The sequence below is a fragment of the Paenibacillus sp. NPDC057886 genome, from assembly GCF_042796655.1.
Lineage (GTDB): Bacteria > Bacillota > Bacilli > Paenibacillales > Paenibacillaceae > Paenibacillus.
Window position 1 is genome coordinate 527,158 of record NZ_JBHVMZ010000001.1, and the last position, 13,573, is coordinate 540,730.

A 13,573-nucleotide genomic window follows, 5' to 3' on the forward strand; every position below is an offset into this window, starting at 1 on the left:
ATTGCCCTTTGATCACTCACCACGTGTACAGGAGGATGCTGAATGAAGGCAGAAATCATTGCAGTTGGCACAGAGTTGTTGCTTGGACAAATTGTGAATACCAATGCTCGATATCTATCCCGTGAATTGGCTGCGATTGGGATTGATGTATATTTCCAAACGGTGGTTGGTGATAATCTAAATCGACTTAGTGACGCAATTCGCATTGCTCAGGGTCGTGCAGACGTCATTTTATTTTCCGGAGGCATCGGGCCTACGCAGGATGACCTGACCAAGGATGCGATCGCGGCGGTCTTGAATCGCAAGCTGCATATAGATCGAATGGCTATGGACAAAATCGAGAGCTTCTTCAGGGATCGCAATGTGGACATGACCGAAAACAATCGTCGTCAGGCGATTGTTATAGAGGGCGGGACACCGCTTGCTAACGAAACAGGCCTTGCCGCAGGAAATGCGATTTCAGACAATGGCAAGCATTATGTAGTGATGCCTGGACCACCGAAAGAGCTGATACCTATGTTTGAACAGGAAGTTAAGCCCTGGTTGTTCCAGCATGTATTGACAGAAGAAATGCCGATCTACTCGAAAATGCTGAAGTTTGCAGGAATTGGAGAATCGGCATTGGAAGACCGACTCCTAGATTTGATTGATACACAGACAGATCCTACCATTGCTCCTTATGCAAGTGAGGGAGAAGTTACGGTACGTGTATCTACAAAGGCTCCAAGTGAGAGTGAGGCGAAGCTGAAGCTGGATGCAATGGAAGTTCAGATTCGGGAACGATTGCCAGAGCATCTCTACGCGAACGAGGATGTGCCTATAGAGTACACAATTGTAACCATGATGTCTGATATGGGTCTGACCCTTAGCGCGGCTGAGAGCTGTACAGGAGGGCTCGTTATGCAGAGTCTGACATCAGTCCCTGGCAGTGCGTCGATGCTTAAGGGCGGAATTGTCTGTTACTCCAATGAGATTAAGAAGAAGCTGCTCCATGTGCCGCATGCCTATCTGGAAGGTGAAGATGCACCGGGCGCAGTGAGTCCAGAAGTCGCCAAAGTGCTGGCAGAGCAGATTCGCATGATTGGGGATGCGGACTTCGGTCTGTCGGTTACAGGGGTTGCGGGACCTGGTTATTCCGAACGCAAACCGCCAGGACTTGTCTTCATCGCTCTGGCAGAGCGTGGTAAAGAGACAGAAATTCATGAACTGCGCATTAATGGCAATCGGGAGACGGTTCGGATTCGTTCAGCGAAAGCGATTCTTTACCGTTTGTGGCGCAAGCTTGTGGAGATGGACTAGTTCACAGCTCGGATTGCATTTGCGAAGGCAAGCAAGTATAATAGATGAAGACGGAAGAACCGTAGAATCAGGCTTTAGAGCCTTGTTTACGGTTCTTTTTTCTGTTTAATGGAAAGTTTCCTTGAGGAAGAGGCGCCTCGGCCTTCACAAAAAAAAACGAATGTATGTTCGAAAAAAAGCTTGGCAAACGTGTTAAAACAAGGTATCATTATCTTATAAACAGTAAAGGGTGTGAGCTTATTGTCAGACCGTCGTGCCGCGCTTGATATGGCGCTCCGTCAAATAGAGAAGCAATTTGGTAAAGGATCCATCATGAAACTGGGTGAGTCGACTCACATGCAAGTGGAAATCATACCCAGCGGTTCCTTGGCTCTGGATATTGCATTAGGAACAGGCGGCTTGCCTAAAGGCCGTATTGTTGAAATATATGGACCAGAATCCTCCGGTAAAACAACGGTAGCATTGCATGCGATCGCTGAAGTACAACGGGTTGGTGGACAAGCTGCATTTATCGATGCAGAGCATGCTCTTGACCCGCAATACGCAAGCAAACTGGGTGTTAACATTGATGAGCTGCTTCTGTCTCAGCCAGATACGGGTGAGCAAGGGCTTGAAATCGCAGAAGCGCTTGTACGTAGTGGCGCTGTGGATATTGTCGTTATTGACTCGGTTGCTGCATTGGTACCAAAAGCGGAAATTGAAGGCGAAATGGGGGATTCCCATGTCGGTTTGCAAGCACGTCTGATGTCTCAGGCGCTGCGTAAACTGTCTGGTGCAATCAGCAAATCCAAAACCATCGCAATCTTTATCAACCAGCTTCGTGAAAAAGTCGGTGTTATGTTTGGTAACCCGGAGACAACACCTGGTGGTCGTGCCCTGAAATTCTACTCTACAGTACGTCTGGATGTACGTCGTATTGAGAGTATTAAATCAGGTAATGACATCATCGGTAACCGTACCCGTATCAAAGTTGTGAAAAATAAAGTGGCACCGCCGTTTAAACAAGCGGAAGTGGACATTATGTACGGTGAAGGTATTTCGAGAGAAGGCAGTATCATTGACATTGGTACAGAGCTGGACATCGTTAACAAAAGTGGTGCGTGGTACTCTTACGAAGGCGAGCGTTTAGGTCAAGGACGTGAGAACGCCAAGCAGTTCATGAAAGAGCATCAAGATATTGCTCAAGTAATCGAGCAAAAAATCCGTGTAGCCAGCAACTTGACTACTGCAGTTCCTGTGCCTACGACTGAAGATCAACAAAAAGAAGCGGCAGAAGAACAAGAATTGTTTGAAATTAACGAGTAATCCTCTGAATTCCCGAAACTTGTCTGATTGAGCTTGGCTCGATCTAGATCTAGCTATTGGGGTAAGGTGTGTGCTCGCGCTGTCCAACAGCCTCTGTCCGAATGGGCAGAGGCTGTTGGCATGCTTACTGTTAGTGAGAGGCCGGACATTGTTTCCGGCCTTTTGTATTAGCGTCTGGTGTCAATGTGGAAATACGTTAAACGTATTCGGTTTAGGATGTAGACCGTACAGTTCAGACACCAAATGATGTGGAAGGGGAGACCGAAATGGATCAACATGAAGATGATTTATATGAAGAAGCCGAGCTGGAGGGAATCTCCCAATTCCCGGATAACGAAGAACTTACCATTACACGAGTTGAACGAACGAAGAGCAGGGAAGCTCGTTACCGAATTACCTTTGGTTTATATTCGATCACGGTGCTTGAAGATGTAATGATTAAATATCGGATGACCCGGGGAAATACGTTTCTGAAAAAGGACTTGGAGGATATCGTAGTAGCTGACGAGCGACAGCGGACGTATGTGCAATCTTTGCGATTTCTGGAGCATAAACCCCGCACACGCCACGAATTAAGCCAGAAACTTCGTCAGAAAGAGTTTGCTACGCCGTTGATTGAAGAGGCATTGGATCGGCTTGAGCGGGAGAATTTGGTCGATGATGAACTGTTTGCGAAGGAATGGACACGTCAGCGTATGGAGGGCCAGCGGAAGGGAAAACTGTGGATAAGGCAAGAGCTGCGTCAGAAGGGCATTGCCAATGAGCTGATTGCTGAAGCGCTGGAAGGTGTAAGTACAGATGCGGAATTTGAGACGGCTCTAACCGCCGGACGCAAAAAATGGAATCAGGTCAAAGGAGACATCCAGGAGAAGAAACGTAAAACGCTTCCCTTCTTGATGCGACGAGGTTTTTCCATGGATATGGTGCGTCGGGTCGTGAATTGTTTAATTGAAGAAGACGAGGTTAAAGACCCCGAAGAAGACGAAGCGTTGTTATGGGATTAGCAGACTGGACTCACTATACTGCATTCTCTTGACAATTTCTTTCGTCAAATACTAAAATGGACATGAGTCTGTAAGAAATGGACAACCCTTTTTCCTTCCAAAAAAGCGGTTTCTGTTTTTTAAGATTTATACCATTCATGATTATGGGTTCGTCGGAGACGGCGGATAGTGCGTGGAGACATGTACACTTGAAATGAAAATCGGCGGGGGATCGCCGTGAGTATTCGTTATTCCCAAAAATATGTTAGGTTTGAAAACTGCAAATTGACCCAAGGAATGCCTTGGAGGAACCAACGAGGAGGTGAACAGTATGATTGCAATCACGATCGTTCTCGTTGTTGCCGCGCTATTCATTGGGTTCGGAGTAGGATACTTTATTCGCAAATCTCTTGCAGAAGCTAAGATCTCCAGTGCGGAACAAGCTGCCGTACAAATCGTGGAGAGCGCGAAGAAAGAGGCAGAAGCACTGAAGAAAGAAACGGTGCTGGAAGCGAAAGATGAAATTCATCGCATTCGCGCCGAAGCTGAAAAAGACACTCGTGAACGTCGGAACGAAATTCAACGACAAGAAAGACGATTGTTGCAAAAAGAAGAGTCGCTGGATAAAAAGTTAGAATCACTCGAACGTAAAGAAGAGCAAGTGGCTAACAAAGAGAAACGAATTGATGAGACACAGCAACAGATCGAGATGATCTACAAAAACCAGGTGACGGAGCTGGAGCGCATATCCAACCTCACTATGGAAGACGCACGCAGTATCATACTGTCCAACGTAGAACAGGAAGTTCGTCATGAGACGGCTCAAATGATCAAGGACATTGAACAGCAAGCGAAGGAAGAAGCGGACAAAAAGTCCCGCGAGATTATTACACTCGCCATCCAACGCTGTGCGGCTGATCACGTAGCGGAGACAACGGTATCCGTTGTTACTTTGCCAAATGAAGAAATGAAAGGCCGGATTATCGGTCGTGAAGGACGTAACATCCGTGCGCTTGAAACCCTTACCGGGATTGACCTCATTATCGATGATACGCCAGAAGCTGTTATTCTGTCGGGCTTTGACCCGATTCGCCGTGAAATCGCCCGTACTGCCCTCGAAAAACTGGTGGCTGATGGACGTATTCACCCGGCACGGATTGAAGAGATGGTCGAGAAATCCCGCAAAGAAGTGGATGAGCGTATCCGTGAATACGGTGAGCAAGCTACCTTTGAAGTGGGCGTGCATGGTCTGCATCCGGACTTGATTAAAATTCTGGGCCGGTTGAAGTTCCGTACAAGCTATGGTCAAAACGTCTTGAAACATTCGATGGAAGTCGCTTATCTGGCTGGATTGATGGCTGGCGAACTCGGAGAAGACGTAACCCTAGCAAGACGTGCAGGTCTATTGCATGACATCGGTAAAGCGCTGGATCACGAAGTGGAAGGATCACACGTCGAAATCGGCGTGGAACTAGCGAAGAAATACAAAGAACATCCGGTTGTAATCAACAGTATCGCGTCCCATCACGGGGATTGCGAAGCGACTTCGGTTATTGCGATGTTGGTTGGCGCAGCAGATGCCCTTTCCGCAGCAAGACCAGGCGCACGCCGCGAAACGCTGGAAACGTATATCAAACGACTGGAGAAGCTGGAAGAGATTTCGGAATCGTTCGAAGGTGTCGAGAAATCGTATGCCATCCAGGCCGGACGCGAAGTTCGCGTTATGGTACAGCCTGAGAAAATCGACGATGCTGAAGCCTTCCGCCTCGCGCGTGACATCACGAAGATGATCGAGAACGAACTCGATTATCCGGGTCACATCAAGGTCACCGTCATCCGGGAAACCCGTGCGGTTGAATACGCAAAATAGAGCATTACGGAAAAGTGGCCGCAGTAGTGGGCCACTTTTCCTGTTGATAGCCTGTTAAAAGGCATTTTTATAATAAAATTGATGAGCAAGAGATAGAGGTCCTGCGAAGTTTCGGATGCTTTGAAGAAGGCTGCGCTTGGTAGGGATTAAGGAGGCAGTAAAATGAAAGTTTTGTTTATTGGTGATATTGTGGGGAATGTGGGGCGTAAGGCACTGAAGGAAAACCTGCCCTACCTCAAAACGAAGTATAAGCCACATGTGGTCATTGTAAATGGGGAAAATGCAGCGGCAGGCCGGGGCATTACCGGCGCAATTGCGAATGAATTTTTCAACTGGGGTGTGCATGGCATCACCCTTGGTAACCATACCTGGGACAATAAGGACATATTTGATTTTATAGATGATGAGCCACGTATGATTCGTCCTGCGAACTTTCCTCCAGGAACACCAGGGCGCGGGTACACGGTAGTCAAAGGAGAAGGCAAGGAGCTGGCGATTGTCAACCTGCAAGGACGGACGTTCCTGCCTGCTCTGGATTGTCCATTCCGCGTTGCCGATGAAATTGTGGATGAATTGCGTCAGAACCACAAATGCATTTTGGTCGATATGCATGCTGAAGCAACGTCTGAGAAAATTGCCATGGGCTGGCATCTGGATGGACGTGCATCGCTTGTCGTAGGTACACATACACATGTGCAGAGCAACGATGATCGTATTTTGCCAGGAGGAACAGCTTATTTAACCGATGCGGGCATGGTAGGGCCCCGTGACGGCATATTGGGCATGGAGCGTGAAGCGGTGCTTCGCAAGTTCTACACCCAGCTTCCGGTACGATTTGTTGTTGATGATGGCAAATGGCATTTCCACGGTGTATTTGTGGAGATTGATGAAGCCACAGGCGCTGCAACACGTATTGAGAAAATTCGTCTGATGGAGGACGAGTGGCGCATGGAATAGGGGTATTGTCCCATTTTGCAGGGAAACCCGTCTAAAAAGAAGGAATTTTTTTGCCTCCCGCGAATAACATCTAGTAAGTGGAAACAAACATTCAACATTCCCAGGGAGGTACTTACCATGGAAGTATTAAAAGTTTCAGCAAAGTCCAATCCCAATTCCGTAGCCGGCGCTCTTGCAGGTGTTCTTCGTGAACGTGGAAATGCTGAACTGCAGGCAATTGGAGCGGGAGCACTGAACCAAGCCATTAAAGCGGTAGCGATAGCCCGGGGATTTGTAGCACCAAGCGGAGTTGACTTGATTTGTATTCCAGCTTTTACAGACATTGTGATCGACGGCGAGGATCGAACGGCCATTAAGCTGATTGTGGAGCCCAGATAATACATGCACTTATGCATTGAACCTGTTTACGAAGTAGACAGGTTTTTTTGCGTTTTATTCCATAACAAAACCGGTAGAAGGAGAGATTGTGATGCACAACTGGCGAGTAGCCGATTTTCATTGTGATGCTTTGAGTAAAATGCTGATGGACCCTAGCCTTTCATTTGAAAATACTTCACAGCTGGATGTGAATCTGAAACGCATGAAAGAAGGCAATATCGGTTTACAGGCCTTTGCAATCTATTTGCCCGAAGTGCTTGGTAGAGGAAAGTTTGAACATGTGATGGGGCAGTTGGACATCTACTGCAAGCGAGTGGAGATAACCAAAGAACGATCTGAAGGTACACATACATTGTTATGGCAGGAACAGCTTACGCAGATCGGGCAGACGGACAGACCGTGGGGACTGCTTACACTTGAGGGTGTCGACGGACTGGAGGGCAACCTCTTTTATCTTGAGTTATGTTATCAAATGGGTGTGCGGATCGTTGGGCTTACCTGGAACTATGCCAATTGGGCAGCTGATGGTGTACTGGAGAAACGTGGGGCGGGACTTACGGAGAAGGGCAGGGAGCTGGTTCACCTGTGTAACCAAATCGGCATGCTGCTGGATGTATCACATCTGACCGAGAAAGGCTTCTGGGAACTTGCTGATCTTAGTGAACGTCCTTTTATCGCTTCTCATTCCAACAGTTACGTCATATGTCCGCATGTGCGTAATCTGAAGGATGATCAGATTCGTGCCATTATAGCCAGGGAAGGGCGTATTGGTCTGACGTTTGTGCCTTGGTTTGTGAAGCAGGAAGGCGAAGTGCTTATCGAAGATCTGTTGCCACATATTGAGCAGATTTGTTCCCTGGGAGGGGAGCATCATCTGATGATGGGGTCTGATTTTGACGGGATTTCTACGTATATCCATGACCTTGAACACACCGGGCAGTATCCAAAGCTGATCAATACGCTGCTCAAGCACTACGACGAATCACTGGTTCGTGGTTGGATGTGGGGCAATGCGATGAGTTATTTAGGAGAAAACTTGCCGGAGAAAAATTTGAAGATGGAACATTCAAAATGATGAAGCTGCAGGTATCTATCTTGAAGCGTCTATTGAAGAGTCTTCTGAAAAAAAGGGATATAAGCAAAATTGACCATGTTCAGTTTTGACTACTAAATTAAGGGGATTAATGATTGCAAAATAAGTGTATTTCATGAATTTTCAGCAGTTCGTTTTCATTTCACTTCAAAAAGGGGTATAATACCATAGGATTGTTAAGAGCCTGGCTACAGGCCATAGATAAACAAGGAGTGAAATTCACAATGAGCAAAACAGTACCTGTGGGCGTATCTGCCCGTCACATTCATGTATCTCAAGAGCACGTTGAAATTTTGTTTGGCAAAGGCTACGAATTGACTGAGTTTAAACCTCTGTCCCAACCTGGGCAATATGCTGCTAACGAAACCGTAGCGGTTATTGGTTCGAAAGGACAGTTTGATAAAGTGCGTATCCTTGGACCTGTTCGTCCGGAAACACAACTGGAAATCTCGATGACAGACTCTTTCGCTATTGGTGTTAAGGCCCCTGTGCGTGAATCCGGAAGCATCGAAGGTACTCCAGGTATTACGATTAAAGGACCTGCTGGCGAAGTTACAATCGATAAAGGCGTTATCGTTGCTGCTCGTCACATCCATTTCCATACTTCTGATGCTGCTAAATGGGGTATTGAGGACAAACAATTGCTGAAAGTCCGTCTGGGTGGAGATCGTGGTCTGGTACTGGAAAATGTATTGGCTCGTGTATCGGACTCCTTTGCACTGGACATGCATATTGATACGGATGAAGCGAATGCAGCTGGCGCTCGTAACGGCGATACTGCTGAAATCATCGACTAATCACATGGAACAATCTTCAGCCGTGATCCTGGCGGCATGAATGAACCTACAAACCTGAGTATATCCACATCGTCGCTACATTCGACCTGAGGATAGCTCAGGTTTTGTGTGTTTTCGGGTTGTTCAGGAGACCTGCGCAGATTTCGGGATAGGCAAAGGGGCAGTGGCTTTGGATGTGGAACTACAGCCCAATTCATGTTATAATTTGCTGTAATGCTCTTTTGATGTATAAAACGTGCAAATCACGTGAAACAAGATGAAATAACGATTTTTTATTAATAGAGGCTGTAAGGAGTGACCGAAGGAAATGGCTAAAGACTCAAAAAAGGATTACTCCCAATATTTTGATTTCTCCGATGCCAAAGTAATTTCGCAAGATGAATTCAGCAAAAAGATAAGAATCCGGGGCCGGGAGATTAACATCAAATCGGAACCCAATCATCGTCAGGAGAAACAACGGGGCAAGGAAGACGTCCAGGTGCTTTACGAAACGGCTGTACCCGATGAACTGAAAAACGTGGGGAAAGGCAAACACTATATTGTATATACGTATGGATGCCAAATGAACGAGCATGATTCGGAGACCATTAAAGGATTACTTGAATCGATGGGGTATCAGGCTACCGAGGATCGCAAAGACGCAGATATCATTCTGTTAAACACATGTGCGATTCGGGAAAATGCGGAAGATAAAGTGTTTGGTGAGCTGGGCCATCTGAAAACCCTGAAAACCGAACGTCCAGGCTTGTTGCTGGGTGTGTGTGGTTGTATGTCGCAGGAAGAAGGCGTCGTGAACCGGATTATGCAGAAGCATGGCTTTGTGGATATGATTTTTGGTACACACAACATACATCGGCTGCCACATCTGATTCAGGAAGCGCTGTTCAGTAAAGAAATGGTTGTTGAGGTATGGTCCAAGGAAGGCGACATCATTGAGAACCTGCCGAAAAAACGTGAGGGCATGCGCGGCTGGGTGAACATTATGTATGGTTGCGACAAGTTCTGTACATATTGTATCGTTCCGTTTACGCGGGGGAAAGAGCGCAGCCGACGTCCGGAAGATGTCATTGCCGAAGTTCGCGAACTGGCAAGACAAGGCTTCAAGGAAATCACGCTGCTTGGCCAGAACGTCAATGCTTATGGCAAAGACTTTACGGATCTGAAGTACAGCTTCGGTGACCTGATGGATGATATCCGCAAAATCGATATTCCACGGGTTCGGTTTACAACCAGTCATCCACGTGACTTCGATGATCATCTGATTGAGGTGCTTGCGAAGGGCGGGAACCTGGTGGAACATATCCATCTGCCTGTGCAGTCCGGCAGCACGGAAGTGCTGAAACGTATGAGCCGCAAGTACAGTCGGGAACACTACCTGAAGCTTGCTGACAAAATTAAAACTGCAATTCCAGGTGTCGTGTTAACCACTGATATTATCGTTGGTTTCCCGGGTGAGACGGAAGAGCAGTTTGAAGATACGCTGTCACTGGTCAAGGAAGTCGGATACGACTTTGCCTATACATTCATCTACTCTCCGCGTGAAGGTACACCTGCTGCGGTGATGGAGGATAACGTGCCGATGGACGTGAAGAAGGAACGTTTGAAACGCTTGAACGAGACGATCAACGCATACAGCCATAGCAGCAATGAGAAGCAGCGCGGCAAGGTTGTTGAGGTGCTGGTCGAAGGTGAGAGCAAACGGAATTCCAATGTTCTGGCCGGACGTACACGCAGCAACAAGCTGGTGCATTTTGAAGGACCTAAAGAATTGATCGGTACTTTTGTACATGTGGAAATCACCGATCCAATGACTTTCTATATTCGGGGCAACCTGCTCTCAGAGCCAGTAGCCGCCAATCAGTAATACACAAACCTAATAAGATGAATCTTGGTGGCTTAATATAAAGGTTTGGACATACAGCGCAAGTAGCGAAGGGAACGGAATCGATTCTGTAGAAGCCAAGCGTTCGCCTTTGTCTCCGAATTTTAAACCTTTGAAAAATATAATCAAGAAAATTCGGAGACAACAGCGATCAAAAGAACGATCCGTAACCGTAGCGGTCATGGAGCAATCGTCTGAATTTATATTGAGCCAGGTTATCATCTTATATCATCTCATAGAATGGAGCGATTTCGAGTGGCGCAGGAAGAAGTGCAGTACAACCATTATGGAATGCCTACCTACGATACGCGCAATCTGGTCATACGCGACGACATTATGGGAAAAGCCAAAGAATTGGCTGATATGCTTGGAACGAGCGAGGAAGTTAAACAGTTCCAACAAGCGGAGTCCAAAATTCGTGATCATGAACGCATCCAGCAATTGATTGCAACGATCAAGAAGAAACAAAAGGAAATCGTTGCTTTTGAAAGCTTCAAAAATGCAGACATGGTCAGCAAAATTGAACAGGAAATTGAGGACCTGCAGGAAGAGTTGGACGGCATTCCACTCGTTACGGAATTCCAGCAAAGTCAAAGCGATATCAATTATTTGCTTCAGCTTGTTATTTCTGTAATTCGGGATACCGTCTCCGAGAAAGTGAATGTGGAGGCAGGTACGGATTCACCTCCGACCAGCTGCGGGTAAATGAACGGAAAAGGGTGCGGACGCAGTCCGCGCCTTTTTTGATCATCTCAGACTCCACGTGGTGGGGTTATTTTGTGTGGTGGCCTGATCAACACAACTTCACTGGATAAGACCTGTTCCGTAAGAGCAGGCTTTATATAATAACGAAGCACTTTAGATCAACTACGATAAGAACCAATACTGGTAAAATCATCAACAACATACATCATGGGCTTTATACTTAAAGTGCACTAAAGGGGAAATCAATATGGGTATTTTGGACAAAATGGTTGCAGAAGGAAACGGAAGATTTTGGGGCTTTCTCGGTTGTCGGTTTATTAAAGGTGACGGAGAAGAAGTACAGATCGCGCTGACAGCGGGCGAACACCACACCAACTCCATGGGGATTATTCATGGCGGAGTGCTGACGTCCCTGATGGATCAGGCGATGGGCATGGTAGCTACAGCCGCAATGGCAGTAGACAGTTGTGTGACCACCAATCTGAATGTTCATTTCTTGGCACCCATGAAACAAGGGGAATTAATCGTGACATCAACGATCCTGCATCAGGCTGGTCGTAGCGTGACGACACAATCCGAGGTACGTGATGCATCAGGAACACTGGGATGCATGGCAACGGCGACATTCCGTATAGCAGGAGCAAAAAAGCAAAACACGGAATCCCAAGGTTGACAAAAGATATTATTATGTCATAATGAAAATATCAAAATGAGAATAGTCGGTGGTGCCCATGAGCGAAAACTACGAACAATTCAATGCTGAAAGCGATGAACAGGCAGCACGTGCCTATAGTTCCAAGAAATATCGTACACCCGATGGTGTTCCTGCGGATATCGTCATGTTCACCTTGACTAAGCGGGAGCGTAAGACGGTAACCAAGACACTCCCCATCCGGGAGTTGAAGGTAATGTTAATTAAACGCAAAGGTTGGCCTTTCGCGGGAAGATGGGCATTGCCAGGTGGATTTTGTCAGGAAAATGAATCCATCTATGGTGCTGCAAAGCGCGAGTTGATGGAAGAGACAGGTGTGGATGGCGGACATCTGGAGTATTTGAATGTGTATAGTCAGCCTGGGCGTGACCCCAGAGGATGGATTATCTCACATGCGTTTTTTGCGCTGGTAGAGGAATGGATGCTGGAACACCGTCAGGCAGCGGATGATGCAGAGGATGTTGGATTATTTACGATTCAGGAAGCCTTGCAGGAGCTCGAGCTTGCCTTTGATCACCGGACGATTATAGAAGATGCATACCGGCGTATTCAGCAGCAAATGCTGGAAACGACGATTGCACGACAGTTCTTGCCTCGTGATTTTACTCTAAGCGAGTTATACCAAGTGATTCAGAGTGTTGTACCTGACTTTGAAGAACCGAATTTCATTCGGAAGATCACTTCAACTCGCAGCCGCAAAGGCATTGTGGAAGAGGTTCGGGATGAGGAGGGCAACCTGTTAAGCTCCAATCAATACTCACAGCGTCCGGCTCAGCTATACCGTTTTACCGAGCTTGTACCTCGTCTTTCCATTTATACTTAATTCGAAAGCGAATCATGATGGATTGAATCAGGATCAACCTATTCTCAAAAAGGGAGTGTGGACGATGAAAGCACTGATTGTAATCGACTTTACACGTGATTTTGTGACAGGTTCGCTGCCTGTAGGCCAGCCTGCTGTGGAGATTGAGGAGACGATTGCAGCGATAACGGAGGTTTATTGCAAGAACAAGCATGAGGTTGTTATGGCTGTGGACTTGCATGAAGAGAATGATCCTTACCATCCTGAAACGGCCCTTTTTCCGCCCCATAACATCAGGGGTACGGAGGGAAGACAGCTTTATGGTCGTCTGGCCAAGGTTATGGAAGAACGGGAATCCCAGATTCGTTGGATGGATAAAACAAGATATAGCGCATTCTGTGGTACAGATCTGGAGCTGCGGCTGCGTGAACGTGGAATAACAGACATTGCACTGATCGGTGTATGTACAGATATTTGCGTACTGCACACGGCAGTGGATGCTTATAATAAAGGTTTTCACATAACGGTATATGAAGACGCCGTGGCCAGCTTCAATCAAGCGGGACATGATTGGGCACTTGGACATTTTCGTTCCAGCCTTGGGGCTCAGGTGGTCAAAGCAAGCGATACTGTTCTCGCAGGCTTGAACCTGTAAACGAACCTGTGATCATATCCATCATACCCTGTTGAACAAGTGTTATGTTGCAGGGGAATATGGTGAATAGGAATAAACCGGAGACTTATGCAATGGTACGTAACCATAATCATGAATCATGAGCAATGAGTCTCC

Annotated in this window: 13 protein-coding genes; all 13 read left to right on the top strand. The window is 46.9% G+C overall.

Features of this window, described 5'->3' with window-relative positions:
* Positions 1 to 42: 42 nt before the first annotated feature.
* Positions 43 to 1,299, top strand: a complete 1,257-nt coding sequence (locus tag ACFVQB_RS02360) for a competence/damage-inducible protein A (RefSeq protein ID WP_379434831.1) — start codon at positions 43 to 45, stop codon at positions 1,297 to 1,299.
* A gap of 240 nt (positions 1,300 to 1,539) precedes the next feature.
* Positions 1,540 to 2,604: a recombinase RecA gene (gene recA, locus ACFVQB_RS02365; protein ID WP_076289544.1), complete on the top strand. Its 1,065-nt coding sequence runs from the start codon at positions 1,540 to 1,542 to the stop codon at positions 2,602 to 2,604.
* A gap of 266 nt (positions 2,605 to 2,870) precedes the next feature.
* The gene (locus ACFVQB_RS02370) at positions 2,871 to 3,608 is read left to right on the top strand and encodes a regulatory protein RecX (RefSeq protein ID WP_379434832.1); all 738 of its coding nucleotides are present in this window, start codon (positions 2,871 to 2,873) and stop codon (positions 3,606 to 3,608) included.
* A 310-nt stretch (positions 3,609 to 3,918) separates the two neighbouring features.
* Positions 3,919 to 5,457 carry a ribonuclease Y gene (gene rny / locus ACFVQB_RS02375; RefSeq protein WP_024630288.1) on the top strand — a complete coding sequence of 513 codons (1,539 nt, stop codon included), beginning with the start codon at positions 3,919 to 3,921 and terminating at the stop codon, positions 5,455 to 5,457.
* A 162-nt stretch (positions 5,458 to 5,619) separates the two neighbouring features.
* On the top strand, positions 5,620 to 6,414 hold the full coding sequence (locus ACFVQB_RS02380; RefSeq protein WP_379434833.1) for a TIGR00282 family metallophosphoesterase: 795 nt from the start codon (positions 5,620 to 5,622) through the stop codon (positions 6,412 to 6,414).
* A gap of 117 nt (positions 6,415 to 6,531) precedes the next feature.
* Positions 6,532 to 6,792 carry a stage V sporulation protein S gene (locus ACFVQB_RS02385; protein WP_019005392.1) on the top strand — a complete coding sequence of 87 codons (261 nt, stop codon included), beginning with the start codon at positions 6,532 to 6,534 and terminating at the stop codon, positions 6,790 to 6,792.
* 91 nt (positions 6,793 to 6,883) lie between these two features.
* Positions 6,884 to 7,867: a dipeptidase gene (locus ACFVQB_RS02390; protein WP_379434834.1), complete on the top strand. Its 984-nt coding sequence runs from the start codon at positions 6,884 to 6,886 to the stop codon at positions 7,865 to 7,867.
* A 242-nt stretch (positions 7,868 to 8,109) separates the two neighbouring features.
* A complete protein-coding gene (pduL, locus tag ACFVQB_RS02395) occupies positions 8,110 to 8,682 on the top strand; it encodes a phosphate propanoyltransferase (RefSeq protein WP_053783855.1) in 573 nt (190 codons plus the stop codon).
* A gap of 307 nt (positions 8,683 to 8,989) precedes the next feature.
* A complete protein-coding gene (gene miaB / locus ACFVQB_RS02400) occupies positions 8,990 to 10,546 on the top strand; it encodes a tRNA (N6-isopentenyl adenosine(37)-C2)-methylthiotransferase MiaB (protein ID WP_379434835.1) in 1,557 nt (518 codons plus the stop codon).
* Positions 10,547 to 10,804: 258 nt separating this feature from the next.
* Positions 10,805 to 11,269 (top strand): YlbF/YmcA family competence regulator, encoded by a 465-nt coding sequence (locus ACFVQB_RS02405; RefSeq protein ID WP_379434836.1) that lies wholly within the window; start codon positions 10,805 to 10,807, stop codon positions 11,267 to 11,269.
* Positions 11,270 to 11,516: 247 nt separating this feature from the next.
* A complete protein-coding gene (locus ACFVQB_RS02410) occupies positions 11,517 to 11,942 on the top strand; it encodes a PaaI family thioesterase (protein WP_379434837.1) in 426 nt (141 codons plus the stop codon).
* Between the two features lie 58 nt (positions 11,943 to 12,000).
* Entirely contained in the window at positions 12,001 to 12,804 is an 804-nt protein-coding gene (locus tag ACFVQB_RS02415) for an NUDIX hydrolase (RefSeq protein WP_062326181.1), read from the top strand.
* 64 nt (positions 12,805 to 12,868) lie between these two features.
* Positions 12,869 to 13,438 (top strand): cysteine hydrolase family protein, encoded by a 570-nt coding sequence (locus ACFVQB_RS02420; RefSeq protein ID WP_379434838.1) that lies wholly within the window; start codon positions 12,869 to 12,871, stop codon positions 13,436 to 13,438.
* The last annotated feature ends 135 nt before the right edge of the window (positions 13,439 to 13,573 follow it).